The following is a 26517-nucleotide window of genomic DNA, read 5'->3' as shown; positions in this document are numbered from 1 at the left end:
CTTACTTTTCACAAAGTAAGCCTAAATTGATGTTTTCCCATAAGCCCATCAATCAGGTTGTTCTCTTAACTCTCGAAAGAGGTAAGAAGAATATGGTGGAGGGAGACGGATTCGAACCATCGAAGGCGGAGCCGGCAGATTTACAGTCTGCTCCCTTTGGCCACTCGGGAACCCCTCCAGGGTGTTTTTCCTAACTCATAATGGATAGGCTAAAGAGATGTTTTTCCCAACGCATCTCTCAAGTGCGGAGCGCATCATAGCAAACACGTTAAACCTGTAAAGAGTTTTTCTTATGGTTTTGTGTTGAATGCTGCCTTTTTGGGCAAAGATGGCGAAAAGTACGCATATTGCTCGGGAAGTGAACATCTGTACTAAGGTTTACGTAGTGATAGGTAACACCTTGAGGTAACTCGCTTTCTGCATTGTGTTTGGTTTGTGTAATTCGCCAAGAAACGTAAATGGAATTTAATCTAGATTTACACTTCTTGACGTTACAGCATTCATCAGTTGATAGAATACGGTTAATTTCATTTATAGATATTAATACCAATCGTAGTAAATAACATGTCATCCTAGCTTGTTAAAATGCTCGAGAACAGCGTCAGAAATTTTGATTGTAGAATAACTACTTATCGAAACTATCTGTTGAAAAGAGCTGCATTGTTCTCAAGCCTTTTCCCTACGCTATTTCTGACCACTTACCTACTGTGATTGGTATAAACTTTACTTGCAGACCATTATTATGAAGCATAAATCTTTTTTAACCCTGCTTAGCTTGTCTATTCTTATGGCGTCTCCAGCCGCACTAGCTAAACGCATGGGCCCTAGCACTGTCACTGTTGTTACTGAGCAAGTTGATATTCACCAAGTTAGCCAATCTCTTTCTTTGGTAGGTAAGTTAGAAGCAGAACAATCTGTGATCATTACCTCTGAAGTAGCGGGCAGAGTTGACTCTATCAACATCAAAGCCAATCAAGATGTCACCAAAGGGCAGATGTTGGTTCAATTAGATGACGACAAAGCAAAAGCTGCAGTTGCAGAAGCGCAAGCGTACCTAAAAGACGAGCAACGTAAGCTAGCGGAATTCCAACGACTAGTGAAACGCAACGCGATCACGCAAACTGAAATTGACGCTCAGAAAACGAACGTAGAGATCGCCAATGCTCGCCTAGCTGCCGCCAATGCCAATCTTAAAGACTTACACATCAGCGCGCCTTTCTCTGGCACGGTCGGTTTTATCGACTTTAGTCGCGGAAAAATGGTGACAGCAGGTACTGAGCTTGTGACTTTAGATGATTTGTCTGTGATGCAGTTAGATCTTCAAATTCCTGAGCGTTACCTTTCTAAGCTGTCTAAAGGCATGACAGTGACGGCTCGCACCAGTGCATGGGGCGAGACTCAGTTCACTGGCACAGTGGTAGGCATTGATTCTCGTATTAATGCTGAAACCTTGAACCTTCGAGTTCGAATCCACTTTGACAACAATAATGATTACCTAAAGCCGGGCATGCTAGTGGCAGCTGATATGGATTTCCCTCCTGTAGAAGCGCCGATTATCCCAGTTCAAGCGCTTGAGTATTCTGGTACTAAGCGTTTCGTCTATGTTATTGGCGAAGATAACAAAGCGACTCGTACCGAAGTGTTCTTGGGTGCACGAATCGATAACGAAGTTGTGATCGACAAGGGCATCGAGATTGGCCAGAAGATCGTGGTGCAAGGTATCGTGAACATGCGTGACGGAGTCTTGGTTCAAGAGCTTGCCGTTAATCGCCCAGCTAAACTTGATGAAAATACAGCAGCACAAGAAGGCGCTAACTAATGTTGTTATCTGATGTTTCTGTAAAGAGACCAGTAGCGGCTGTCGTATTGAGTCTGCTTTTGGTTGTGTTTGGTATTGTCTCTTTCAATAAGCTTGCCGTTCGTGAGATGCCTGATATTGAAAGCCCGGTGGTATCGATCAGTACTCGTTATGAGGGTGCGTCTGCCACCATCATTGAAAGTCAAATAACCTCCAATCTTGAAGACCAGTTATCCGGCATCAGTGGTATCGATGAGATTGAATCCACAACGCGTAACGGTATGTCGCGTATCACGATTACCTTTGAGCTTGGTTACGACCTTAATACTGGTGTCAGTGATGTTCGTGATGCCGTAGCGCGTGCTCAGCGTTCGTTGCCAGATGAAGCCGACGACCCAATTGTTTATAAGAACAATGGTAGTGGTGAAGCCTCGGTCTACATCAACTTAAGCTCGACGGAGATGGACCGAACGCAGTTAACCGATTACACCGAACGTGTGTTGATTGACCGCTTTAGTTTGATCTCAGGTGTGAGCTCGGTGGATATCTCGGGTGGCTTGTACAAAGTAATGTACGTGAAGCTGAAACCTGCGCAGATGGCAGGTCGTGGCGTTACTACTTCGGACATCACTTCTGCGTTAAACAGTGAGAACATTGAAAGCCCGGGTGGTGAAGTACGTAACGATGCGATTGTGATGTCGGTTCGTACCGCTCGTTCTTACACTGAAGCGGAAGATTTCGAATACCTAGTGGTAAAACGTGCTTCTGATAACACACCTATCTACTTAAAAGACGTTGCGGATGTTTATATTGGCGCAGAAAACGAGAACTCGACCTTTAAGAGTGACGGCGTTGTTAACGTTAGTATGGGGATTGTGCCTCAGTCAGATGCGAACCCACTTGAGGTGGCAGACTTAGTTCATAAAGAAGTCGAAGCAATTCAAAAGTTCTTGCCAGATGGTACTCGTTTGGCTGTCGACTATGACTCAACTGTCTTTATCGATCGTTCGATCTCAGAGGTTTACAGCACACTCTTTATTACGGGTGGTTTAGTTATCCTCGTACTTTACGTCTTCATAGGTCAAGCGCGTGCAACGCTGATTCCAGCGGTAACCGTTCCAGTATCTCTGATTTCGTCGTTTATTGCGGCTTACTACTTTGGTTTCTCTATTAACCTAATCACCTTGATGGCACTTATCCTGTCTATTGGTTTGGTGGTCGATGACGCCATCGTGGTGGTTGAGAATATTTTCCATCACATTGAACGTGGTGAATCGCCATTGCTTGCGGCTTATAAAGGGACGCGTGAAGTAGGATTCGCGGTAATCGCAACAACGCTTGTATTGGTGATGGTATTCCTGCCAATCTCGTTCATGGATGGCATGGTCGGTCTCTTGTTTACCGAGTTCTCGGTACTGTTGGCGATGTCGGTGATCTTCTCGTCGCTAGTCGCACTAACGTTAACGCCAGTGTTAGGCAGTAAAATCCTAAAAGCGAACGTTAAACCAAACCGTTTCAACCTGTTTGTCGAGCGCGTATTTGGCAAACTTGAGTCTGGATACCGCTCGGTATTGCGCCGTGCTTTAAACTGGCGTTGGGCAGCTCCAATCATCATTATCGCGTGTATGGGCGGTAGCTATGGCTTGATGCAACAAGTGCCGTCGCAACTGACGCCTCAAGAAGACCGTGGTGTTATCTTTGCATTTGTTCGTGGTGCTGATGCAACCAGTTACAACCGTATGTCTGCCAATATGGACATCGTTGAAGAGCGCCTAATGCCGCTGCTTGGTCAAGGTTTCTTGAAGTCATTTAGTATTCAATCACCAGCGTTTGGTGGTAATGCGGGCGACCAAACGGGCTTCGTTATCATGATCCTAGAAGATTGGGATGAACGTGATGAAACCGCTCAGGAAGCGTTGAACGAAGTTCGTAAATCTTTAAATGGTATTCCTGATGTACGTGTATTCCCGTTCATGCCGGGCTTCAAAGGTGGTTCAAGTGAGCCTGTTCAATTCGTACTGGGTGGCTCTGATTACTCTGAGCTTCAGAAGTGGGGCGAACTGTTAAAGCAAGCGGCTGAAGACTCTCCAATGATGGAAGGTGCGGACATCGATTACTCTGAGAAAACACCAGAGTTATTAGTAACCGTAGATAAGCAACGTGCAGCCGAGCTAGGCGTTAGCGTTTCGGACATTTCAGATACGTTAGAGATCATGCTTGGCGGCCGTAGTGAAACCACTTTCGTTGACCGTGGTGAAGAGTACGATGTTTACTTGCGTGGTGATGAGAACAGCTTTAATAATGCTAATGACTTGAGCCAAATCTACATGCGAACTCAGTCTGGTGAGCTGGTTACACTCGATACGTTGACGCACATTGAAGAAGTGGCTTCATCGATTCGTTTGTCGCACTACAACAAGCAGAAATCGGTGACCATCAAAGCGAACCTAATGGAAGGCTACACGCTGGGTGACGCACTCGATTTCCTTGATGAACAAGCGATTGAACAGCTACCGGGCGATATTTCAGTGAGTTACTCTGGCGAGTCAAAAGACTTTAAAGAGAACCAATCAAGTATCTTAGTGGTATTTGCGCTAGCGATGCTGGTCGCGTACTTGGTACTGGCCGCGCAGTTTGAAAGCTTCATTAACCCGCTGGTGGTGATGTTCACCGTACCTATGGGTATCTTTGGTGGCTTCTTAGGTTTGGTGTTGATGAATCAAGGGCTCAATGTCTACAGCCAGATTGGTATGATCATGTTGATCGGTATGGTGACCAAAAACGGTATCTTGATCGTAGAGTTTGCTAACCAACTTCGTGACCGTGGCATTGAGTTTGAAAAGGCGATCATTGATGCTTCGGCTCGACGTTTACGTCCAATCTTGATGACGGCGTTCACCACACTAGCCGGTGCAATCCCATTGATTACTTCAACGGGCGCAGGCTATGAAAGCCGAGTAGCAGTGGGTACGGTTATCTTCTTCGGTATGGGCTTTGCAACTTTGGTTACTCTGTTCGTAATCCCTGCGATGTATCGACTGATTTCTGGCTCAACACGTTCTCCAGGTCATGTGGAAGCGGTTCTAAATAAAGAGCTGAGCCACGATAACGTGGGAAGAAGCTCGCACGGTTAGTTGGCCAAATGAAGGGCTAGACTATAGATAGTTGTTATAGCCCTTAAGTTTAAAGCTTGATAAAGAAAGCCCAGTAACTGGTGTCCAACTATTGGGGCAGTTCATTACTGGGCTTTTTGTTTGCTAAATATTGCTGATTGAAAGTAACAATGTGTTCAATCGATAATAAAAACGCGCTCAGGATACGAACTCTTATTTGGTGTCCAATTTCTTAACTCTTTTTCGCTTGGCGAGCTTCAAATTTGGCCAATTGTTCAGGCGTCGCTTTTGGTTGATGGTTAGCTTTCCACTCATCGTAAGTCATGCCATAAACACGTTCACGTGCATCGTCTAAATCTAAATCGACTCCCATCAATTCAGCTTCTGCTGCATACCATTTGCTAAAGCAATTTCGGCAAAAGCCAGCCAAGATCATTAGGTCAATGTTTTGCACGTCTTTATTGTTGTCTAGATGAGATAATAGGCGGCGAAATGAAGCGGCATCTAGCTTGTCTTGTTCTTCTTGAGTTAGTTGCTTGTATTTGAATTCAGCCAAAACTCTTTCCTTTTCAAGTTAATGATTATCCTTAATTAGAGTCTACACGGCTGCGAGATTGACGCCAATACTCATTCACTGGTTTGAGTATGTACCCCTCATATTTCGAGGTTCTCATAGGATAAGAAAATCACAACTAGACCGATCGGTCTGTGTTGTGTATTATTCATTCAACACTTCAAATTGGACCATCGGATCACTGAAGCAGTAAACCGGTGAGAGGAGAGCAAAGCATGACATTAGCATTTGAAACATACTTGGCTATTGGTTTATCGATGGCGCTGTTAAGCCTTTGGAAAACCTATTCAGGGCCTGCTATTGCCGCGTTTCTATCTTACTCCTACCCAGAAATGCTGTTGTTTAATTTAATCCCAGCGATGATTGCTGCATATGCGGGTTGGAAAATTGCTCCCGTCTATTCAACCTTATTTAAGAAACAAAAAGGCGCTGTCTTTAAACCAAAGCTCAGAAAATTCATGAAAAAATGGAATCAATACGGCCAACTTTCGATGGCTATTTTGGCTCCTGTCTTAGTCGGAATTCCGAGTTATACCTTTGTTTCCAAACGATTGAATCAAAGTGGCGTGAAAACATTTGGCATGCTGGCATTGTCGATCTTAGGTTGGAGTAGCTTGGCTTATAGCTGTTTTGCATTCCTAGATGTTGGTCAGTATGTTGCGATAGAGAACATTATTCCCGAGTCTGTTCTTGAGAATATTCAGCAATAAATAGACTAATTTACACAACTTGCAGTGAGCAAAACGCAGTCTAACTCCTAACACGTATCGTGCTCATTTTGTTTCGTCGCCATTGGCGATTTGAAAGCTTGTCCTCCTAGATGTCCTCACTGAACTCTCGCTCGGTTTTAAGTACCAAACACTTCAACGACTCATTTAATGACCAAGTCATCTGAATCTATACTGATACTTGAATCGGCTCTCTCCGGTTCTTGGAGTGTCAGTAATGACCTCACCAAATCTTGTCGAGCGTTCACGTCTTAGCCCCTCACTAATCAGATCTATATTCCAGAGGCCAATGCGTTTCAGCTTCGAATGTGTAAACCGATCAGTCTAATCCTGACAAAGTTGACAATATTATGACTAGACCGGTCGGTTTGTTGCGTTTATTATATATACAACGTCGAGACGACATAACTTTAAACGGTGAATTTCATATGAATAGATCAATCATTATTGCTGGTTCGAGTGGCTTAGTTGGGCGAGAAACGTTGAGTGCTTTGTTAAGCAGTCAGAATATCAGTACTGTTTACGCACTGTCTCGACGTGAACTCAATAAGCAGCATCAGAAATTGAAGCAGATAATTGACAGTAATCTAAGTGTTCCTGCAATCCGTTTAGATTCAGATCTTCCGGACGTTGGGATTATCGCTTTAGGTAGCACGATTAAAAAATCGGGTACCAAAGATAAACTTCGTGCAATTGATGTTGACCTAGTCGTGTCGACTGCAGCAAACATGAAAGATCTTGGAGTGAAGCACTTGATTGTCGTGTCATGTCTTGGAGCTGATAGCAAAGCTCGCTCGTATTACCTTCGCTGCAAAGGGGAGATGGAAAATGACGTTGAATTACTTGATTTTGAGAAAACGACTTTCCTACACCCGGGCCCGTTGGCGGGGGATCGACAGGAGAAGAGAACTGACGAAAAGTTACTTCAAGGTGCTCTGAAAGTACTTAAGCCGATGATGATCGGCAGTATGAAAAAGTACCTACCAATTCAAGCATCGAATATTGCAAACAGCATTTTGATTCATTTGACATTTCCGAGCTCTAGAAAGGTGGAGAGATTAGATTCTCTCGACATGATGAAGCTAGCGTCTTAGCCCCATCTCGGCATGAGCGAGCGTCTGCGATGTTTAAACCTGAATGTAGGAAGAGATACTAATGAGATACAAAGTAACATTTTTGCTGATGATTCTTGTGATGGCCGGGGAAGCGTTCAGTCATGAGCTAAAAGCCGAGCCTTCGCACGCGCAATTTGAATCGTGGGCATACGATGATTATCGAATGGTCGCAGAAAATACTCGCACATTATGGTTTGTCGACTATTACGATATTAGTCACTTGAAAAGTAAAGAAGGTGATAGCGCACTTCTATTGACGTTTACGCCGGATAAGTTAACACAAGAAAAAGTCACAACAGCCACTATTGAGGCGCTAGAAGAGTCAAACCCTGGCATCAATATGAAAGACTCAAATATTCAAAAACTAGTGGATAGCCTATCCATGCCGCTCATTAAAGACGATGTGATTGCCATTATCTACAAAGGGGAAGCGATGCAGATTCAATATAACAATGACGTTGTGTATCAGGCTAAAGCATCTTCAAAACAGAGTGTTGCTTTAAGGAATATCTGGCTAGGCGAGACCCCTGTTGATGATTTGCTATAAGAGCCAACTAAAGTGGGGCAAGTTCCTCATGATAATGGTGCTAACTTTGCCATCGTTCGTTGCTATGAGTGGAGAAAATATGATGACGAGAACGGATAAAACTGAATACAGAGAGTTTGCGAAGGGACTTAAGTATGAGTTGGTATTTCGAAACTTAGGTAAACAGGTATTTTCTGAACTCAAACACAACCCGCCAGGCAGTATGACAGCAAACAGTTTGGACTTGCTCAGCAAAATGGAACAACACAATACCATTGTGATGAACCCTGTTCGCAAACAGTACAGTGTTGATAGCACTATTCGTTGTAAAGATAAGTTTTTCGCTAAAACAGTGACGTTGTCTTTGAAAGTGATGCCATATTTAGGGGCGAAATATTTAGAGGGCAGCGCAGAGCGATTTGTTCACCAGCTTAAGGATATTCAAGCATCCAGCCCAGTCGGTTATGAAAAAGAAATGACTTATATGGTAGAGCATGAAAAAGCGCTGTATGGGTACTTAGTCCACTTGAATGATGGTGACCCAAAGCGCGCCCATTCGGTCCTTGAAGACTTTGTTTCCGAGCATAATATTCAATAGATTTGATTGTTTCGTTTTGCCTTCAATCATTTTCAAACTCTAGAGAGGTTATCTATGAAAAAACTGTCTTTAATTGCTTTGTTTGTTCTGCCCATTCTAGGTTGTGAAACGACCGTTGATCAGAACGCTCATCAATCTCAACTAAATGCCGTTGATGAGAGTGTGCTCATTGTTGATCGAAACGCTGAAGATAAACGACTAGATAAAGTTTTAACTATCGACCATTCTCGATTAGCTGAACAGGCAAATGAATATTTGGCGCCAAGTCGGGTGGATTTTTATACCGACGATCAGTTGAATACCCAGTTGCTCAAAGACAATTTACAGGTGGGGCTCGATTTACCATTTCGTATTTTGAATTATGTTGAAAATGGTGAGCAAAAAGTAATTTATACCGATGCTCAGTTTATTCAAAAGCGACACGGAATAATGGATAACGAAGCCCTTGAGCAGTACGCAGAAAAAACGGCATCGCTAACGAATGGGTTAGATAACATTGCACCAGTTCAGAGCGAAGGCTTAACAAAGAACTACGGCATTGAAACATTGGTATCAGAGTATGATTTTGAAACGACACTGAACAATATTAAACGAGATGTTCTTGCTCAAGATGACACGGTTTGGTTTATGAACTGGGACTTTAAGGCTAGAGCAGAAGCGATTGGGGAGTCTCTACCTAATGCGACCTTACTCGTTTTTGGTGGGCCAGCGCCAGGTGCAAAAGCAATGACCGATTTCCCAAGTATTGGATTGGATGCTTTTGGCCAAAAAGTATTAGTGACTGAAGAAAATGGTCAAGTGACGGTTGCTTACAATAATATTGTCGACATGTCTGAACTCCATTATCAGGACAATGCAATTTCTCATAAGGTCATCAACTTTCGATTAGGTAAAACTCTCGGCGGTGCGGTAGGAAAATAATCTATCGCCTTACTATTTGTATCGATAATTAACATCTAATTAATTTATATTAATAACAAGCCATGGTTTTTTTTAAATTATGGCATGGCTTTTTATTACCTAAAAACAACGGCTAATTTAATAGCCTAATTTTAACACTACCATTTTGGCATTGAAGTTTAACCATTGGAATATCATGAAAAAACAACTTATAACATTATCTTCTTTATTTGTTATTTCTTTTTCTAGTGTAGTATCTGCAAACGATACAACGAATAAAGAAAATGTAGAGCAAGGGGTACAAGCTGAAACAAAATATCACAACCAAGATATTAGAAATGTTCAGAGTAATATTAAGACTGGGTATGATAGTAATGAATATGGAGAGCAACTATCAATTGAAGGAACATATGGTATTAATGATAAAGCCAGTGTCGGCTTGAGCTATAGTGCATTTGGTTCTGATAATGTTAGCGATGAAGATTATGACGTAGTAACGCTTTCTGGTCAGTATAACCTTTCTGATAACATTGTTCTTGACGGTGAATGGAATACTTCTGAACACTTCGACAATCTCACTATTGGTGGTAATTATGTTGCTGATACAGGTTTTGGTGTGTGGAATGTGGGTGCAAACTACTCGAGTGGCGATGTGAGCGATGGCCTTGATGTTGAGGCTGGTGTCTTAGTGCCATTTGGTAACATGTATTACCGCGGTGATTTTACTTACTTCTTGGATTCTGATGTCGACACTGTGTTTGAAAATGCTCTGGGTTGGACTAACGGCAATGTTGATGTGAATGCATCCGTAACTATGTATGAATTTGACGATACCTCTGTTGGTATTGAATTCGGTTACTATTTCTAAGTCGTAGGTAGATGAAATGAAAATCTTCAGTAAAAATAGCACGATCAAGCTTGCGGGTATCCTGTTACTTGCCCCAGTTCTTAGCGGTTGTGTCGGTAGCAATTTCACGACTAAAAAGTTAATGGAATTCAACGTAAAGGTTGTTGATAACCGCTATGCACGTGGCGGTGTTAACTTTTTATTGGTACCCGTTTATGGCTTTACAACATTGGCAGATTACTTCGTTGTTAACTCAATCGAGTTCTGGACGGGGTCAAACCCTTTCGACGGCACTCCACATATCTTTGATAGTAAAGTCGAGACAATGATTGATATTAACGGTGATCTTGATCCTTCACTGCGTGATGCACCGATTGATCCTCTGACGTACCACAACATTGAAGACAGTCACATAAGAACCATTGACGAAAATACTATTGAGATGGAAGTGACTTATGTTGACGGCACTTCTTCAACGGTAACCGGCGTGAAGGAAGGTGCAAACGTTAAGTACTTTGTTGATGGTGAGTTTGTCTCTGAAACTTCTGTAGAGGCGTTATCAGAAGCATTTGAAGTGAGCTCATAATCATCCATTGTTAAAGTGAACTTTATTGTTCGCCTATTATTTCTAAATATTTACGATTAATAATCAAGCTTTCAGGATATTAATATGAATCAATTTGGCGTGACTGGTTTTATTGTGAAAAGTAGCCTTACTAAAAAGAATATTCAACCTGTCGATGATATGTCTTATCCAGGGTGTAGTTTTTTAGTGCAAACAGATAACTTTCTAGTGTCATGTTATTCATTAGATAAATATATTCATAATGCGTTTGAAACTCTGTTCAACACAAAAGGTAAAGTTAAACTGGAAGGGTTTTTGTTTGTAGATACTTATAGTGATAATGCGTCTTTGTCTGTAGTGACAAAAATAACACAGTAATAGCGATTAATAAGCTTCTTAATAGGGGCTTGTTATAAAGAAAAAGGACGAAGTTAACTTCGTCCTTTTTTGTCATTGTAAACTTGTTAGTTAATGAACTTAAGCTAACTCACCCGTTTGCGAGAAAGCCTCTAACTTCGCCGCGTAAGGTTGTAGGTCACCAATATTTAGATTTACCCACTCGTCATTAAAGTAAGTATCTAAGTAACGTTCGCCACTGTCACATAATAAAGTCACGATAGACCCTTTTTCTCCGCGCGCTTTCATCTCACTGGCTAGCTGAAGCACACCGTACATGTTAGTACCGGTTGATGCGCCAACCTTGCGGCCAAGAATGTCAGATAACCAATGCGTCGTTGCGATACTTGCTGCATCTGGAATTTTACGCATTTCGTCAACCACACCAGGAATGAAGCTTGGCTCTGCTCGTGGGCGACCAATACCTTCAATCTTGCTGAATGTACTGCCTTTCACATTCACATTGCCTGTTTGGAAGTATTCGTGGAATACAGAGTTTTCAGGGTCGACAACACAAAGCTTAGTTTCATGCTGTTGGTAGCGAATGAAGCGGCCGATAGTTGCAGAAGTACCGCCAGTACCTGGGCTCATTACAACCCAAGCTGGAACTGGGTGATCTTCCATCTGCATTTGATTGAAAATTGAGTTCGCGATGTTGTTGTTACCACGCCAGTCGGTTGCGCGCTCAGCGTAAGTAAATTGGTCCATGTAATGGCCATTCAGCTCTTCTGCTAAACGGCGAGACTCATCGTAAATTTCATCTGAGCGGTCAACAAGATGCGCTTGGCCTCCGTAGAATTCAATCTGCTCAATTTTCTTCTTCGCTGTGCACTTTGGCATCACTGCGATAAACGGAAGACCTAGTAGGCGAGCAAAGTACGCTTCAGATACCGCAGTGCTACCCGATGAAGATTCAATGATCGTTGTTTCTGGGCCAACCCAACCGTTACAGATAGCGTATAAGAACAGAGAACGCGCTAAGCGGTGCTTCAAAGAGCCCGTTGGGTGTGTGCTTTCATCTTTAAGGTAAACATCAATGCCTTCGATACTTGGTAGTTCGAGCTTGATAAGGTGCGTATCCGCTGAGCGTTGGTAGTCCGCTTCAATTTTACGAATCGCATTGTTAATCCATTGATGGTCAGTGCACATAAGCGTTCTCCTGATCGAGTGTAGGAATTCTTTGTAATTGGTATGGTTCTAATTTAGCTACAATCAGAGAGAAAAACTTTGCCATATTTGCTTTGTTTTGCTTAAATTGTAGAAAATAATTCTCTTTAAATGCGATTTGGTGAAAGTGTGATAGATGCCGTAGATAAAAAAATATTAGGATTACTGCAAGAAGACAGCACCCTGTCACTGAATGACATTTCTGAAGCGGTCAATCTCACCACAACGCCTTGCTGGAAAAGGCTTAAGCGCCTCGAAGAGAACGGCATTATTGAGAAAAGAGTCGCGCTGCTGAACCCAGAAAAGCTCGATCTTTCTTTTACCGCGTTCGTATTGATTAAAACCAGTGATCATTCTCACGAGTGGTATGGTCGTTTTGTGAATACTGTGTCGGAGTTTCCAGAAGTGATGGAGTTTTATCGTATGGCTGGCGAATATGACTATATGATGAAGGTTCAGGTGAAAGACATGAAGTGCTTTGATGATTTCTACAAGCGCTTGGTGAATAGCATTGACGGTATCTCTAATGTGACCTCGACATTTGCGATGGAACCATTGAAGTACACGACAGCATTGCCGCTTTAAGCTACGCCTAGTTACGCATTAACAATCGTCTGAGTTTAACTATCGTCTCAGTTTAGATATCGCCTCTGCGATAAAAGAAAAGGATTATTCATGTTTGCAAAAGTATCTACCGCTATCCAGCTGGTATTGGCGGTCGCCATTTTTTACTTGGGTTACACCATCTACTCGTTTACTAATAAAGTAGGGGAGATCGTCGATACTTATCCGCAGGTTATCGAAGATTTATCCGGTCTCACGAAAGGGCTAAAAGTGGAAGAGCTGCTAGCGTTTGCTGAACATGTCAGCGAGCTTGCTCCTCAAGTTTTGAACACAGTCGAAGAGGTCAGAAAGACGATAGATGACGTGAATCAAACCGTTTCATCGGTCGACAACAAAATCCCTGCGATATTAGATGAAGTAAAAAATGTTCGAACGGAAGTTGAGCAGGTCAGAACCGATGTTATTCCACCAACATTAACTGAGCTGAAACGATACCGTGTGGATGTCATGCCACCGATGCTCGCTGAAAGTAAATCGTACCGCGAGCAAACTATCCCCGCCGTTGTTACTGAATCTGAAATGCTAAGAGCGGAAGTGCCGAATATTTTGGTGCAAGCTAATTTGTTGGCAGATAAGAGTCAAGCTTTGGCTCAGGACGCTGCAGAAGGCGCTGTGAAAGGTGTGGTGCTATCACCATTTAACCTTCTGCGAGATGCCGGAGATGGCATCAAAACACGAGTACAGAGCGAGTTTGAGCCTACGCTAGATGCAGAATAGATTTTAGTCACTCTTAAGTGACGGATTTTCGTTAGTGTTATAAAAAAGAGAGGCTAGGTATTAAACCTAGCCTCTCTTTTTGTTTTCTCGTACATATTTGGGGCTTTTAAAACAGCGCTTGATCGCTATTTATTTGAGCGCTATTTAGTAAAGCGCATCACACCTTCTTGTACTGCTGTCGCTACGAGCTCACCTTTCTGATTGAAAATTTCACCACGCACTAGGCCACGAGTGTTCGCCGCCGTCGGGCTTTCAATCGCATAAAGCAGCCACTCATCCATTTTGAACGGGCGATGGAACCAGATTGAGTGGTCAATCGTCGCCACTTGGAAGTTGGGCGTCATGATTGACACTTCATGTGGGTGAAGTGCTGTCACCAAGAATCCCCAATCGGACGCGTAAGCCAGCAAATATTGGTGAATCAATTGGTTGTCTGGCATTGCGCCATTTGCTCTTACCCAAAGGTACTGCTTCGCTTCCGCCTTCTTAGGATTGAGTGGATTCACGACCGTCACAGGGCGCATCTCAATTGGCTTTTCACCACAGAAGGTTTTACGCAGTTTCTCTGGTAGGAACTCCGCAATGTGGCTCGCTAACTCGGTTTCAGATGCAAAGTTCTCTGGCCCAGGAATATCAGGCATTGAAATCTGGTGCTCAAAGCCTGGAGCATCACCGTGATAAGAAGCCGTGAGATAGAAAATAGGGCGGCCATTTTGAATCGCTTTAACACGACGTGTGCTGAAGCTTCGTCCATCTCTTAGGTTCTCAACATCGTAGATAATTGGCTTTTCAGGATCGCCAGGAAATAGAAAGTAACTGTGGAACGAGTGCACACTACGGTCGTCTTGAACGGTATAACGAGCGGCAGAAAGTGCTTGCCCTAATACTTGACCACCATAAACCTGTGGTAGACCTAGGTTCTCACTTTGCCCGCGGAACAGACCTTCTTCCAGCTTCTCTAGCTGAAGTAAACTTAATAATTCTTGTAAAGGTTGACTCATCGCCAGCATGCCTCTTGGTAAAATGGATGTCAGATTATTGTGTTAATCATTCAGCTTAGTCAGATATCTGTCAATAAATCATAGGGTTTCAAGACAGAATATGAAAGCTCTCTTATAATTGGTGGGTAGATTTGCCGAGTCCGGCAAACATGTTGAGAGAAATTGAATATGAAAAAGGCTCTAATTCTTATTACGTCTTTAGTATCGTTTGGCCTACTTGTTGGTTGCCAAGCAACATCAGAAACGAACGCTTCTCAGGAAGTGGTTGCAGAGAACACTCAAGTGATTTCAGGAACAGTAAGCTACCGTGAAAGAATTGCATTGCCAGAGAATGCCGTGGTGACTGTTACGCTAGAAGACATCTCACTGGCTGACGCACCATCGACGGTTATCGCAACTCAAGAGTTCACCACTGACGGTAAGCAAGTGCCGTTCGCATTCGAGCTGAGCTACGACAATAACAAGATTAAAGCTAACCACCGTTACAACATGCGCGCAACGATTCACGTTGACGGTAAACTGCGCTTCACTACTGACACTATTAAGTCAGTAATTACTGATGTAGAAAATACACAGCAAGCAGACCTACGTTTAGTTGGTGTTCGTTAACAAGAAATCGATGCCACTGTTAAGGCATCTTGATTGGCTTAACTTAGCCAGTTGAACTAGCGATTAGTGGCAGCTCTAGGGCTGCCATTTGTATATTCTGAGTTTAATCTTTCCTGCATCACTCACCTCAACCCCTTCTTTAACCAAATGCTGCTTTTGTCGGTCGAACGAATCACCCTTTAAAGATATTTCACCCTTGCTGTTGATTACCCGATACCAAGGCAGTTTGCTACCTTCTGGCAGGTTACCCAGCGCTTTACCAACATGGCGCGCATAGCCCGGAAATCCTGAAAAACGTGCGATGTCTCCATAAGTTGTTACTTTCCCATATGGAATTTGGTGAATCACAGCAAAGATTTGAGGCAAAAATTGGTCCATACTAAATGTTCCTAGTTCATTAATACCACGGATCGGTAGAAGGAGAGGGCTATGGTATTTACAACGTTTCAGTTCTTGATAACCACATTATTAGCGGTTGTCTGCGCGAGAGCAATCAGTTTAAGTGAGGGAGATATCCCAGTACTTGCAATGGTCATTCCTGCTTTATGGATTTTGCCGCAAGGAGGCATCGCAGGATTAGCTTTGCTTGTCTCCATGACCACTTATGGATTAACGCTACCGCTACAACCCATAACGCTCTCAGTCAGTGTATGGGTATTATTCCCACTATTGATGGTGGTCTTTTCAAAACGCAGCAGTTTGTCGGTCGTGATTATTTCTGGCTTGATCGTCGCAACGCTACAAGTCGGGATTATGGTCACGCAATCTGCAGGTAAGCTTGAAGGCGTTCCTTGGGTTACCACACTACAAACCTTGTCAATCATCGTTATTTGGTGGGCGGCAAATCATCTTAAGCCAGCCAGCCGACACAGCTGGTGGTCATTAGGCTTGATACTTCCATTATGGATGGCCGATTTACCTTATGCCGCTTTGGTTGCTTTGTGTGTAACGGGCATCATGGCATCGATGGAAACACTGACGCGCTTGAAAACCTTCCGCTGGAATAAACTATTGTGTTGGACATTGCCGACGGTTGGTTTTGCGGCACTGGTGATTACCCCAAGCATCGAAGTGCCTAGTCCAGTCTTTGTGGTGTGGTTATGTCTATTAGGCACCGCGTGGATGACAGACTACATCATTCGTACAGAAGATAACGAAGACATCGATATCTAGTACGTAGATAACCCGAACCTTACAAATGCAGGTAAATGGTGAATTTACCTGCGATTTTCTAGTGGTTTGAATAAAGGATAAGCACTTAGACAGCAATTGTTCAAAAATAGGGTGGAAGGGCTTGCAATGGTTGCTGTGATGCTTAATAATCCAATCACTCTTTGAGGCAAGCCTCTTAGAAAACGAATCTATGGGGGCCTGGTCCTCCCGCAACAATAACTCGTGAACTCGGTCAGGCCTGGAAGGGAGCAGCCGCAGCGAGTGACTTGTGTGCCGGGATGTGGCTGGGTTCCCACCCCTTAAAAAAGCCGCTCTTTATGAGCGGCTTTTTGCTATCTGAAACTTTCAAAAAGTGAACAACAGTTCGTGATTGGTGGTGTTCACTCTGTACATCAGCCTATTCGTAAATGCTGTATGAAAAGTATTTACTTGCGATTTTTTGATGTTGACCATTGTCGATCAGTCTTTGTATTCCACTATCGATAAGATCTTTTAATTCGTCATCTTGTTTTCTAACAGCGACTCCAATACCACGACCAAACCACTTCTCTTCTGTGAATTTAGGGCCTGTAAAGTGATAGTCCTTACCCTGATCCGTTTCAAGAAAGCCTGCGTTGAGCCCCATTGAACCACCAAACACGCTATCTAAGCGGCCGTTGAGTAAGTCGGTAAAGGCTTCATCGAATGAGCCGTAACGTTTGATATCTACATCTGGATAGATCTCAGAAAGGTACTTGTCACCAATAGTTGCTCGTTGAACCCCAATTGTTAGTTCATTTAAGCTGCCGTCATCCATATTGATTTCACGCCCCTTTTCCATGACAAAACGAGTGGGAACTTTAGCGTAAGGCATAGTGAAATTAACTTTCTTTTCACGTTCTTCGGTAATGGTCATAGCCGCTATAATTGCATCGTTTTTACGGCTTAAAAGTGATGGGATAATACCGTCCCAATCAGTTTTTGAGATGATACATTTTACTTCTAATTCGATACACAAGGCGTTGGCTAAATCGACTTCAAACCCCTCTAATTCACCATCTTGCGTTGTCCAACTGAACGGTGGGTAGGCCCCTTCAACAGTAAAGCGAATTTGTTTCCAATCTTTTGCGTATGTGAACACAGAGAAAACACTGACGAATGCAACAAGTATCCATTTCATTGGTTATTTCCTTATAGTAATAATGGATATGGATAATTAACCAATTGTTAACATTTATCAATGCAAATGCATATTGATGTGAGCAAAGGCATGCAGATCAATTAGTTTGCTCCAGTTTTATTGCCAGAAGTACTGTTAGCGTATTTAAGGACGTTAACAATACTTATCCGATTAATCCGCAGGTAGCGTTACAGCAGACGATTTTTCCCCTCGAATGAAACTCAATTTATTGTTTTTCCCTTTACTGGCTCGACTATAGGTTGGAGCTGTGACTTGTTACTGCGAGTGCGATGGCTGCAGTTAAAAGCGCTGAGCCACCGATTTTATTCAGGTACGTTGGGTGATCTTGCATAAACCCAAGAAGCTTCTTGGCAGAGATGGCGTAAATCATCACCCACGTAAAATCCAACACTGCCATTGTGGGGCACATCACCAACATTTGTGATAACAGGGGCTTGGTTGGGTCTATGAACTGGGGGAAGAATGCAGTGAAAAAGACAATCGCCTTGGGGTTACCCGCTGCAACGAAGAAACCACTTAAATAGAGTCTGTGGCCTGAAATCGCGGTGGGTGAATTGGTGGTTATTTGTGCATCACACTCAGGTTTATCACGCAAAATCTTGATACCCATATACAGCAATGTTGTGACTCCAAGCCACTTGATAACGGCGAACGCTAGTTCAGACGTTGACATTATGATGCCAAGTCCAACTGCAACAATGATCATCTGTATGAAGTTTGCTGAGATATCGCCTAGTGCCGTAAAAATAGCTTTATTAACGCCATATTTCATTGAATGAATGACGCCCAACAAAATGCTGGGACCTGGCGTCATGGTTAAGATAAGTGAAGCGAGGCAGAAGGTTAGCCATGTTTCTATAGTCATTTGTTTTCTCCGGGTGACTGGTATCTATTTTTCGGAAAAAGTAGTCTGCTAGCATAGAGATAGATATCAAAATAACCTGAGGTTATATAAATGGTTGAAGACTTGGAAAGCATCCCATCATTAGTTCCCAAATTACTTCTGCAGTTACTAGCGCTCGGAAGTATCACTGATGCCGCTCTGGTATTAGGAGTCAGCCAACCCGCAGCAAGCAAAGCTCTTCGACGTGCTGAAGATGTGTTAGGTTTCGCTTTAGTCCGAAGAGACAGTCGCCCCTTATTGTTAACAGAGGAAGGGAGGTTGATTGCTGAGTTCGCTAAAAAGCAGGAATTGCAGGGAGAGGTGTTATTGAGACAGCTTCGACTTATTCAAAAAGATGGCGCTGGACAGGTGAAAGTGGCTTCTTTTGGCGCATCCGCTTCCACACATATTTTACCCAGCCTAATTCATGCGATCAGCCAACACTTACCTCAAGTTAAAATTGAAATAGGCGAGTTTACTGACGAAGGAGCATTATTGGCATTGCGAGAGGGGCGCGTAGATTTTGCAATCGCGGTTGATAAAGAGTATTTGGATCTAGATATCATCCCAGTTTTTAATGACCGTATGGTGGCTTTAGTTCATGAAGATGACCCTTTATCCCAGCTGCCAGTTTTGTCGGCTGTGGATATCGAAGATCGAGATTTTATATTGAGTAAAGGGGGCAGCGAGGCGCTCATTAGAGAATGGTTTAAGCTATCAAAATCTCGCCTTAGAGAAAAACACACCATTGTTCAATTGACCTCGATACTTGCTTTGATTAGAGCGGGCTTAGGTGTTTCTATTGTTGCAGAGCTTGCCGTTCCAGAATCTCATCCCAGCGTAAATGTTATTCCTCTTGCGCCCGAGTACCCTCGTAATATTTGTGTAGCGAAAAGAAGCGGTTGTTTTTCTTCGAACGCAGCCAGGTTAACTTGGGACTTTTTGAGTAAAAATAGGTCACACAGTTACCTAAGCAAACGAGGTCATTAAGTGCGAGCAGACGTTTATCTATCATTGCCTCATTTAATTCGCAGGCAACACAACGGCAGACGCTTCTTCCTCCGAATCTTCTTTGTCTTCTACTTGGTCAGCAACCCAATCAATCGTCTTTGTTAGGTAAAGCTTATTGGTTTCGGTATCACACCAATGTTTTGATAATCCTCTTCGATTAAACTCACTGCCAATTGCTGCGAGTGTCTGGTTGCTTGAGCGCCCGTAATACAAGGTGTCGCACAGTTGCAGGTTCGACATCGATTGAGGGTACGTATTGACCGACGAGGAGTTCATGCTCAGTGCTTTTGATTGGTTATGAGTGCACCCAGTTAGGCTCAGGAAAAAGAAAAGGATTAGCGTATTTTTCATGGTGTATCAGGTCTATTGCCGATGATTTGAAGAGAGTATTGCCATGATTGCCACACTAATTTGTCAATTTCTCGCCAACTAGTTATAGACCAAGACTTTCCTCCCAGTTAGAAAGCGTTATTAAGCCAACGATAAAAACAGTATTAACAAACAAAAGCGCAATTTTGTACAAAAGCTGAAAGAGCCTATAGAGTAGACTGATAAGTCGCTCGATAATTAACAGGCTTGGGAATTGTTATGGAGAACAAGAAACGCTCTAAAGAAAAGGCCGAATATAAGATCACAGAAGAGCTCGGTGGCCTTGAAACCCTTAATGCTGAATACGAAAAGCAGAACTTCTCGCGCCATAGCCATGAGGGCTACACACTTGGTGTTATTGAGCAGGGCGCTCAGCGTTTCTATCGAACGGGCGGGCATCATATAGCACCACAAGATGCGATTATTCTGGTCAATGCCGACGAAGTTCATAGCGGTCACTCTGCCACTGAAGGTGGTTGGGCATATCGAGCCATGTATCCTCTCCCAGAGCAACTTGCCAAGATCACTCAAGAGCTTAACCTACCGAACTACGGCGCGCCTTACTTCCCAAGAGCGGTTGTTGAAGACCCTGAACTCGCTAATCAATTGAGATTAGTCTTTAACACGATTGATGAATCTGACAATCGCTTGTTAAGAGAAACCTTGATGTACGGGATGTTGGTTAAACTGATTAGTCGACACGGAAAATCGCCGCTTAACCCTCAACTCGATGGGAAAACTCAACGCCAACTTGTCTTAGTGAAAGAGTTCTTAGATGACTTTCCACAAGCCGATGTGTCCCTAGAGGAGCTATCTAAGCTAGCGGCATTGAGCCCGTTTCACTTAGTGCGTTCTTTTCAGAAAGAATTTGGTCTTCCGCCGCATGCGTATCAAATCCAATCTCGGTTAAGGCTTTCGCGTAAGTTATTGAAACAAGGGCATACCATTTCTGATACCGCGCAAGAGTGTGGCTTTCATGATCAAAGCCATTTTCATCGACACTTCAAAAAGGCCAATGGATACACGCCAGGGCAATACATCAAAATGCTCTAAACTTGCGTGGCTAAGGCATGGCTAACTTGTGTTAAGTGCGGTTAAGTGCGGTTAAGTGCGGTTAAGTACGGTTAAGTGCGGCAAGCAGAGGGGCGTGAAATCGAGCAAGTTTGTACAATCGAACCGACTCAACTCCTCTTACATTGAATAGCCAATGTTAAGAGAGAAAAGAACTATATGGATAGTGAAACAATGGATAGACGAACACAGTTATGGAAGGGCGTTTTAGCGGGAATGCCCTTGAGCATTGCGGTAATCCCTTGGGGAATTCTAGCGGGCTCATATGCGATAGATGCTGGATTGAGTCAGCTTCAAGCGCAAGCGATGTCGGCTATTTTGTTTGCTGGCTCAGCGCAACTTGTCGCCGCGGGTATGTTTAAAGCAGGTATTGGTCTAGGCACCATGTTGTTGACTACCTTATTCATCACGTCTAGACACTTTCTGTATAGCGTATCGATGCGTGACAAAATCAGCCATCTTCCTGCGCGTTGGCGTCTATTACTCGGATTTTGGCTCACCGATGAGTTGTTTGCGATTTGTAGTGGGCAGTCTCAGAAAGAATTTAATCGTTGGTACGCTGCGGGTGTAGGTGGTGGTTTTTACCTCGTTTGGAATATCGCGAGCTTCGTTGGCATTGTCGCGGGAAGCCAAATTCCTTCGCTTAATGAAATTGGGCTCGACTTCGCGGTCGCAGCAACCTTTATCGCCTTGGTGTTCCCATTAATCCGAACTCTACCCGTCGTGGTGTGTGTGGTTGTTTCACTGGTCACTTCGGTTGCCATGTCGGTTAACAATATTGAGGGCGGGCTAATGATTGCAGCGATTGCCGGTATGTTAGCGGGCTTTATCAGCGAATCGTTCCAAGAGCGAAACAACGGCAACAAGACAATTGTGGAGGGGAAATAGAGATGATTTGGTTAACGATATTCCTTATGACAGCGATTGTTTTCTTTAGTCGGTATCTGTTTCTAGAGCCTGCAATCCCGCTTCGATTAAATCAAACCACGCGTCGACTGTTACGCTATTCAAGCCCCGCTGTGCTTACCGCAATTTGGGGGCCGATTGTATTTGCACCAGAGCAGACATTTTGGCCAAGCTTTGAAAACCCATACTTGATAGGCGCGCTGGTCACAGGTCTGTTGATTTGGAAAACAGGCAATGTGCTACTTACTATCGGCGTCAGCATGGCGGTGTTTTTGTTCTATAACCTCGTTGCGGTTGATTACCTTTTTAACTGATACGTAGCTCAATTGATACGTCGTGTCACGCCATTAGTTATCCTCGTTTCAAGTGTATGACTCATTACTTGAAACGAGTGCTTTTAGGCTCTAGTTCTCTTGTGGTTCTTTATTCAAAAGCGCTCTGTTCCTCTCTTCGCCTTCCTCATATCTGTCCAATAAATTCCTCACATTCAAATGCAATTGATTTTATATTATTTTGTACTGTTTAATTCGTTTTACTTATGGATAAAAAGTGAGTAAATTTGCAAATAATTCAATGTGTTGAGATGTTTGGAAAGATATTTCAGCTGTTTTACAAAGCTAAAGGGACCTCAAAATGTATAGATTTTTCGCAATTTTATTTCTACTCGTACCGCTGCAATTATCAGCGGCACAAGATGATAGGCAAGCTCTGATAAAAGAGCTTCTTCAGATTATGGATGTCGATTCCACATTGGACGCGGTATACGTTCAAATGGATAGCATGATGGCTAATATGTCTAAAGACCTAGGGGTTTCAGAGTCAGAACAAGCTATTTTTGATGATTACTATCAGGGCATGAACGACTTAATGAAAGAGGAGGTTAGCTGGCAAAAGCTAGAGCCAGGAATTGTAACGATTTACAGCAATCAATTCACTGAAGAAGAGCTCAGTGCAATGATCGATTTCTACAAAACAGAACATGGAAAAAGCATTCTGAAAAAAATGCCAACCGTGACAACAGAGTCAATGATCATGACTCAGTCGTTAATGCAACAAGTTCTCCCAAAAGTTCAAAAGTTAACGACCAAACTAAAACAAGACCTTGAAGCACATAGAGGTTCTTGATCAGAAGCCGTTAGGTTTGTGATTAGAAATAACGCTCTATACTTGGTCGATAACGTAGATATTCTTGAAACACACGCTGCATTTCATGCAATGATTTATGTGTTTCAAGCGTAATCAGGCATAATTACTACCCCATAGCTGAATCATTTTAGGTGTGGGTATTGTGTATTTAGGTTTTGGTAAGGAGTTAGTTTGGCTAAGAAATATTATGTGGTTTGGAAAGGTCGCACACCGGGTATTTTTACCACTTGGAACGAGTGTAAAGCGCAAGTCGATGGCTTTGCTGGTGCGAGATATAAATCGTTTCCAACACTAGGCGAGGCTGAGTTTGCTTTCGGTGGTAAAACGTCGTCTGCGTCAGGTTCTACAGCGACAAAGCCAAGCTCTGCGGGTAAGGCGACGAAAGTGAAGGTGCCGCCTCTTTCGGAGCAGCAAATCACAGATATGCCTTTTGATATCAAGATCTTTACCGATGGTGCTTGTGAGCCAAATCCTGGTGAAGCGGGGACGGGTTTAGCGGTATACCAAAACAACCAATTAACAGAATTGTGGTATGGCTTGTATCAGCCTGTTGGTACCAACAATACCGCCGAGTTACATGGGCTTAAGCAAGCGTTTATTCTCGCGAAAGAGAAGTTAAACGCGGGTCTGTCTGTTGCGATTTATTGTGACTCTAAGTACTCAATTGATTGTATTACTAAGTGGGCAACGGGCTGGGAGAAAAAGGGCTGGACCAAGTCGGGCGGCGAGATCAAAAACCTCGATATTATTAAGCCTGCGTATGCTCTCTACCAAGAACTGGCTTCAAAAATTACCATCTACCATGTGAACGGACACGTTGGTATTGAAGGTAACGAATTGGCCGATAGAATGTCGATTGTGGCTATTTCATCGAAAGAGCAACAACTCGCTCAATATCGTGATATCGAAGATCTTGAGTCTATTTTGGCGCTGCGAGCAGGCTAGCTAGGCTTCTTAATGGAAAGTTACTGAAAGCCTAAGGCGCCACCAATGGGCAGTGCTAAGACGAGCGTTACATTTCAAATCAATGTAGCGCTCTTTTGTTTTTGTGGTGCTCCGTTTTCTTATGGTGCTTAGTTTTTAATGGTGCTGAGTTGTTCTTGTGATGCTCAGCTGTTTGAGTTAATCCTTATTGAGCTGGGTTCTCTATCCAACGAGATAATTGCTGAGCTTGTTTGATCGAATTAAAACTGTCTTTCACTCTCTCACGTGCCTTTAACCCCATCGATGCTTTATCGTTACTGCTTAGCTGCGCGAAACGCTCAATCGCTTCTCTTAATTCTTCCACGTTCTTTTCGCTAACCACAAAACCTGTCTCTGGTGAGACGATCTCTTTGCATCCCATGATGTTGGTGGTAATGACGGGTGTGCCCACGGCCATCGCTTCTTTTAAAACCAGTGGACCTGTATCCACACATCCAGTTTCTGAAAAACAGAAGGGCGCGATTAGGCTGTCATAATTCGATAGTTTCTCTTTCACCCACTCGTGAGGTTTAGCGCCAAGAAATGTCACGTTTCGAGTGAGCCCTTGCTCTTTGACCTGCAATTTTAACTGTTGCTCTAAATCGCCAGTACCGATGATATCGAGATGAATATCGAGAGGTTCGGCAATCGGCGCTAATGCATCAATAAGATGGTGGATGCCTTTTTGCTCCACTAATCGGCCAAGAAAAACGAGACGAAGTTGCTTAGCTTCGGTTTTTGGGTGTAGTTGAAATTGTTTGGTATTTACCCCACAGTGCAAGAGTTTAATGTTGCCTTTAGCCATGGTATTGAAGTCGGTGAGCATGTCTTTGCACACTGCGACCACAAAATCACTCGACGAAATCTTCTGTTCAATATCATAAGCGAACTCGTAAACATCATGACCGTGAGCAACGAACGAGCAGGTTATGTTCAGCAGCTTTGCCGCGACGATGGCGTGAGCTGTAGTGTGCTGACAGAAATGCGCATGAACGTGTTCGACGTCGTTCTCGGCGAGTTGCAGCGCCAGTTTGAATCCATAAGCGAACAGTGATTTTTTGGGCATACTGGTTTGCTTGGAAACAAAGGATACCGCCCGGAGAAAGCCAAACCAATTGATGCTGGCTATCTTATCCGCCCGAACATCCTTACCAATTTTTATGATGTCATAGTCAAATGACTTTTCACTCTCTTCTATCTCAAATGCCATCACGCAAACATCGTGTCCACAAGCTTTCACCGAGTCGACTTCTGTTTGAATGAAGGTCTCACTGAGTACAGGGTAGGTTGGCGCCACAAATGCTACTTTCTTCATTTTTTGCTCCTTTGACTAATGCTATTAAAGTCAAATAAGCAAAATACGAACCAAGATAAAATCGTAGTTTTGGAGGGCTTTTCGATGGTTTTCCGAAGGTTATCCCCCAAGAAGTCGCTCATTTTCTCAAATTGATAATCAAATTGGAGTTTTGACGCTCATGTCTGATCACCCTGTTCGTCATTTTGAGAGTGTCTGCGTAGGCGACTGATCTAAAAGTGATTTCATAGCAATACACTCTCGGCATAGAACCTGCAACGTCAGCTATATAACGTATAAATCTGAGGGCGTCATTATGGCTAAAGTAAGTGTTGTTATTCCTACCTACAATTGTTTGGATTACCTGCCGAAGGCAATTGGCAGCGTACTGAAGCAGACTCATCAAGATGTTGAGCTCATTGTCATTGACGATAACAGCAACGATGGAACGTCGACGTATCTCGCTTCGATAGACGATGAACGCATTATTACCTTATCCACATTGGGTGTCGGGGCGCCTCAAGCGAGAAACCTAGGGATTGAAAAAGCGACCGGAGAATACATCGCTTTTTTAGACGCAGACGACTTCTGGTTTCCTGAAAAACTCGAACGCCAACTCGAATTTCATCAACGATACCCAGATCTCGCGATGAGCTTTACTAACTACGAACACCTTACTGAAGATTACCAAGTGATAGTCGACTGCTTTAGTTACTGGTCGCAGTTTCAAGACCAAGACGAGCTGTTCATCAATATAGAGAACCCGTTGGAGTTCATCATTGAAAACAATGTAATTGGAACATCGACGGTCATGGTAAAAGCGGATGTGTTTTCTCAAACAGACAGTTTCAATGCTGACATCAAGTATGGGGAAGATTGGGAACTGTGGCTTCGAATGAGTGAAAGCCATCAGATTGGTGTGTTGAACTCTGTGCAGGTTGGCTACTTGATGAGAGCCAGCTCTGTTACCCAAACTGAAAGTCTTAAATTGAGAAATTTGCAGTCTATAGAGACTATTCTTCAACATTACCAAAATGACAGTCAACGATGGAATCTACCCACTTCCAGCTTCAAAATCGCAAAGGCGAGAATACTGGAAGGCTACGCTGACTATTATCGAGGCTTACAAAAAAACCGATTGGCTATCTCATACAGTATCCGCTCGTTAGTTTTGGCTCCGCAAAAACGAACGTTACGACATCTAATTGGAGACTGTAAGAGTTTCCTAATGCCTGCATTGTAA

Annotated in this window: 29 protein-coding genes, 1 tRNA gene and 1 other RNA gene; 22 read left to right on the top strand and 9 right to left on the bottom strand. The window is 43.3% G+C overall.

Translation table 11 applies throughout. The annotated features are described in order from the left end of the window. Nucleotides 1-93: 93 nt before the first annotated feature. A tRNA-Tyr gene (locus L3V36_RS12035) sits at nucleotides 94-178 on the bottom strand. A 564-nt stretch (nucleotides 179-742) separates the two neighbouring features. Here L3V36_RS12035 and L3V36_RS12030 point away from each other — a divergent pair. Then, nucleotides 743-1819 (top strand): efflux RND transporter periplasmic adaptor subunit, encoded by a 1077-nt coding sequence (locus L3V36_RS12030; protein ID WP_133152261.1) that lies wholly within the window; start codon nucleotides 743-745, stop codon nucleotides 1817-1819. Continuing rightward, entirely contained in the window at nucleotides 1819-4932 is a 3114-nt protein-coding gene (gene vexH / locus L3V36_RS12025) for a vibriobactin export RND transporter permease subunit VexH (protein ID WP_065681128.1), read from the top strand. Before L3V36_RS12030 ends, vexH begins: the two co-directional genes overlap by 1 nt. Before the next feature lie 211 nt (nucleotides 4933-5143). Here the strand turns inward: vexH and L3V36_RS12020 are convergent, their stop codons facing one another. Further along, the gene (locus tag L3V36_RS12020; RefSeq protein WP_102446974.1) at nucleotides 5144-5467 is read right to left on the bottom strand and encodes a DUF1244 domain-containing protein; all 324 of its coding nucleotides are present in this window, start codon (nucleotides 5465-5467) and stop codon (nucleotides 5144-5146) included. Between the two features lie 233 nt (nucleotides 5468-5700). On the opposite strand from L3V36_RS12020, the gene L3V36_RS12015 reads away from it, so the two are divergent. From L3V36_RS12015 to L3V36_RS11980, 8 genes are all read left to right on the top strand, one after another. Further along, nucleotides 5701-6195, top strand: coding sequence for a hypothetical protein (locus L3V36_RS12015; protein ID WP_017094027.1), 495 nt, complete (start codon nucleotides 5701-5703; stop codon nucleotides 6193-6195). A 446-nt stretch (nucleotides 6196-6641) separates the two neighbouring features. Continuing rightward, nucleotides 6642-7307: an NAD(P)H-binding protein gene (locus L3V36_RS12010; RefSeq protein WP_102452863.1), complete on the top strand. Its 666-nt coding sequence runs from the start codon at nucleotides 6642-6644 to the stop codon at nucleotides 7305-7307. A gap of 61 nt (nucleotides 7308-7368) precedes the next feature. After that, entirely contained in the window at nucleotides 7369-7875 is a 507-nt protein-coding gene (locus L3V36_RS12005) for a chalcone isomerase family protein (protein WP_102446070.1), read from the top strand. A 79-nt stretch (nucleotides 7876-7954) separates the two neighbouring features. Further along, entirely contained in the window at nucleotides 7955-8452 is a 498-nt protein-coding gene (locus L3V36_RS12000; protein WP_237296665.1) for a hypothetical protein, read from the top strand. A 54-nt stretch (nucleotides 8453-8506) separates the two neighbouring features. Continuing rightward, a complete protein-coding gene (locus L3V36_RS11995) occupies nucleotides 8507-9373 on the top strand; it encodes a DUF302 domain-containing protein (protein WP_102452864.1) in 867 nt (288 codons plus the stop codon). Between the two features lie 175 nt (nucleotides 9374-9548). Then, nucleotides 9549-10220: a hypothetical protein gene (locus L3V36_RS11990; protein ID WP_102575187.1), complete on the top strand. Its 672-nt coding sequence runs from the start codon at nucleotides 9549-9551 to the stop codon at nucleotides 10218-10220. A gap of 16 nt (nucleotides 10221-10236) precedes the next feature. After that, nucleotides 10237-10785, top strand: a complete 549-nt coding sequence (locus tag L3V36_RS11985) for a DUF3332 family protein (protein ID WP_208775053.1) — start codon at nucleotides 10237-10239, stop codon at nucleotides 10783-10785. An 84-nt stretch (nucleotides 10786-10869) separates the two neighbouring features. Further along, nucleotides 10870-11142: a hypothetical protein gene (locus tag L3V36_RS11980; protein WP_208775051.1), complete on the top strand. Its 273-nt coding sequence runs from the start codon at nucleotides 10870-10872 to the stop codon at nucleotides 11140-11142. Between the two features lie 99 nt (nucleotides 11143-11241). Here L3V36_RS11980 and L3V36_RS11975 read toward each other — a convergent pair whose 3' ends face one another. After that, the gene (locus L3V36_RS11975; protein WP_121603492.1) at nucleotides 11242-12309 is read right to left on the bottom strand and encodes a PLP-dependent cysteine synthase family protein; all 1068 of its coding nucleotides are present in this window, start codon (nucleotides 12307-12309) and stop codon (nucleotides 11242-11244) included. 129 nt (nucleotides 12310-12438) lie between these two features. Here L3V36_RS11975 and L3V36_RS11970 point away from each other — a divergent pair, with 129 nt between their 5' ends. Together L3V36_RS11970 and L3V36_RS11965 are read left to right on the top strand one after the other, a co-directional pair. Next, nucleotides 12439-12912, top strand: a complete 474-nt coding sequence (locus L3V36_RS11970; protein ID WP_017078855.1) for an Lrp/AsnC family transcriptional regulator — start codon at nucleotides 12439-12441, stop codon at nucleotides 12910-12912. Between the two features lie 90 nt (nucleotides 12913-13002). Continuing rightward, complete coding sequence (locus L3V36_RS11965; protein WP_102566359.1) at nucleotides 13003-13668, top strand: hypothetical protein; 666 nt, start codon at nucleotides 13003-13005, stop codon at nucleotides 13666-13668. 140 nt (nucleotides 13669-13808) lie between these two features. Here L3V36_RS11965 and tesB read toward each other — a convergent pair whose 3' ends face one another. Then, nucleotides 13809-14669, bottom strand: coding sequence for an acyl-CoA thioesterase II (gene tesB, locus L3V36_RS11960; protein WP_026012255.1), 861 nt, complete (start codon nucleotides 14667-14669; stop codon nucleotides 13809-13811). A 168-nt stretch (nucleotides 14670-14837) separates the two neighbouring features. Here tesB and L3V36_RS11955 point away from each other — a divergent pair, with 168 nt between their 5' ends. Then, complete coding sequence (locus L3V36_RS11955; RefSeq protein WP_029222253.1) at nucleotides 14838-15278, top strand: YbaY family lipoprotein; 441 nt, start codon at nucleotides 14838-14840, stop codon at nucleotides 15276-15278. A 75-nt stretch (nucleotides 15279-15353) separates the two neighbouring features. On the opposite strand, the gene L3V36_RS11950 is transcribed toward L3V36_RS11955, so the two are convergent. After that, the gene (locus tag L3V36_RS11950; protein ID WP_004736416.1) at nucleotides 15354-15656 is read right to left on the bottom strand and encodes an MGMT family protein; all 303 of its coding nucleotides are present in this window, start codon (nucleotides 15654-15656) and stop codon (nucleotides 15354-15356) included. Nucleotides 15657-15707: 51 nt separating this feature from the next. On the opposite strand from L3V36_RS11950, the gene L3V36_RS11945 reads away from it, so the two are divergent. Then, complete coding sequence (locus L3V36_RS11945) at nucleotides 15708-16451, top strand: hypothetical protein (RefSeq protein WP_017080372.1); 744 nt, start codon at nucleotides 15708-15710, stop codon at nucleotides 16449-16451. Between the two features lie 196 nt (nucleotides 16452-16647). Then, nucleotides 16648-16744, top strand: an RNA gene (ffs, locus tag L3V36_RS11940) — signal recognition particle sRNA small type. Nucleotides 16745-16848: 104 nt separating this feature from the next. On the opposite strand, the gene L3V36_RS11935 is transcribed toward ffs, so the two are convergent. Next, nucleotides 16849-17610, bottom strand: coding sequence for a transporter substrate-binding domain-containing protein (locus L3V36_RS11935; protein ID WP_004736414.1), 762 nt, complete (start codon nucleotides 17608-17610; stop codon nucleotides 16849-16851). Nucleotides 17611-17863: 253 nt separating this feature from the next. Further along, nucleotides 17864-18496 (bottom strand): LysE family translocator, encoded by a 633-nt coding sequence (locus L3V36_RS11930; RefSeq protein ID WP_102446979.1) that lies wholly within the window; start codon nucleotides 18494-18496, stop codon nucleotides 17864-17866. 90 nt (nucleotides 18497-18586) lie between these two features. On the opposite strand from L3V36_RS11930, the gene L3V36_RS11925 reads away from it, so the two are divergent. Then, a complete protein-coding gene (locus L3V36_RS11925) occupies nucleotides 18587-19504 on the top strand; it encodes a LysR family transcriptional regulator (protein ID WP_102446980.1) in 918 nt (305 codons plus the stop codon). 33 nt (nucleotides 19505-19537) lie between these two features. Here L3V36_RS11925 and L3V36_RS11920 read toward each other — a convergent pair whose 3' ends face one another. Continuing rightward, entirely contained in the window at nucleotides 19538-19876 is a 339-nt protein-coding gene (locus L3V36_RS11920; protein WP_017087188.1) for a hypothetical protein, read from the bottom strand. A gap of 237 nt (nucleotides 19877-20113) precedes the next feature. On the opposite strand from L3V36_RS11920, the gene L3V36_RS11915 reads away from it, so the two are divergent. The 5 genes from L3V36_RS11915 (at nucleotide 20114) to L3V36_RS11895 (ending at nucleotide 23962) form a co-directional block, all read left to right on the top strand. Continuing rightward, nucleotides 20114-20947 (top strand): AraC family transcriptional regulator, encoded by an 834-nt coding sequence (locus L3V36_RS11915; RefSeq protein ID WP_004736410.1) that lies wholly within the window; start codon nucleotides 20114-20116, stop codon nucleotides 20945-20947. 177 nt (nucleotides 20948-21124) lie between these two features. Next, nucleotides 21125-21853, top strand: a complete 729-nt coding sequence (locus L3V36_RS11910) for an AzlC family ABC transporter permease (RefSeq protein WP_004736409.1) — start codon at nucleotides 21125-21127, stop codon at nucleotides 21851-21853. Between the two features lie 2 nt (nucleotides 21854-21855). Beyond that, nucleotides 21856-22185, top strand: coding sequence for an AzlD domain-containing protein (locus L3V36_RS11905; RefSeq protein WP_017078861.1), 330 nt, complete (start codon nucleotides 21856-21858; stop codon nucleotides 22183-22185). Nucleotides 22186-22504: 319 nt separating this feature from the next. Then, nucleotides 22505-22996 (top strand): DUF2059 domain-containing protein, encoded by a 492-nt coding sequence (locus L3V36_RS11900; protein WP_017065236.1) that lies wholly within the window; start codon nucleotides 22505-22507, stop codon nucleotides 22994-22996. A 192-nt stretch (nucleotides 22997-23188) separates the two neighbouring features. Next, nucleotides 23189-23962 carry a ribonuclease H family protein gene (locus tag L3V36_RS11895; protein WP_208775049.1) on the top strand — a complete coding sequence of 258 codons (774 nt, stop codon included), beginning with the start codon at nucleotides 23189-23191 and terminating at the stop codon, nucleotides 23960-23962. Nucleotides 23963-24146: 184 nt separating this feature from the next. Here L3V36_RS11895 and L3V36_RS11890 read toward each other — a convergent pair whose 3' ends face one another. Then, the gene (locus L3V36_RS11890) at nucleotides 24147-25295 is read right to left on the bottom strand and encodes a glycosyltransferase family 4 protein (RefSeq protein ID WP_208775047.1); all 1149 of its coding nucleotides are present in this window, start codon (nucleotides 25293-25295) and stop codon (nucleotides 24147-24149) included. 295 nt (nucleotides 25296-25590) lie between these two features. Here L3V36_RS11890 and L3V36_RS11885 point away from each other — a divergent pair, with 295 nt between their 5' ends. After that, nucleotides 25591-26517, top strand: coding sequence for a glycosyltransferase (locus L3V36_RS11885; RefSeq protein WP_208775045.1), 927 nt, complete (start codon nucleotides 25591-25593; stop codon nucleotides 26515-26517).

This window comes from Vibrio sp. G-C-1 (assembly GCF_021728015.1).
Classification (GTDB): Bacteria; Pseudomonadota; Gammaproteobacteria; order Enterobacterales; family Vibrionaceae; genus Vibrio; species Vibrio splendidus.
The sequence above is the reverse complement of the archived record's forward strand: the minus strand, read 5'-3'. Positions and strand labels throughout refer to the sequence as shown.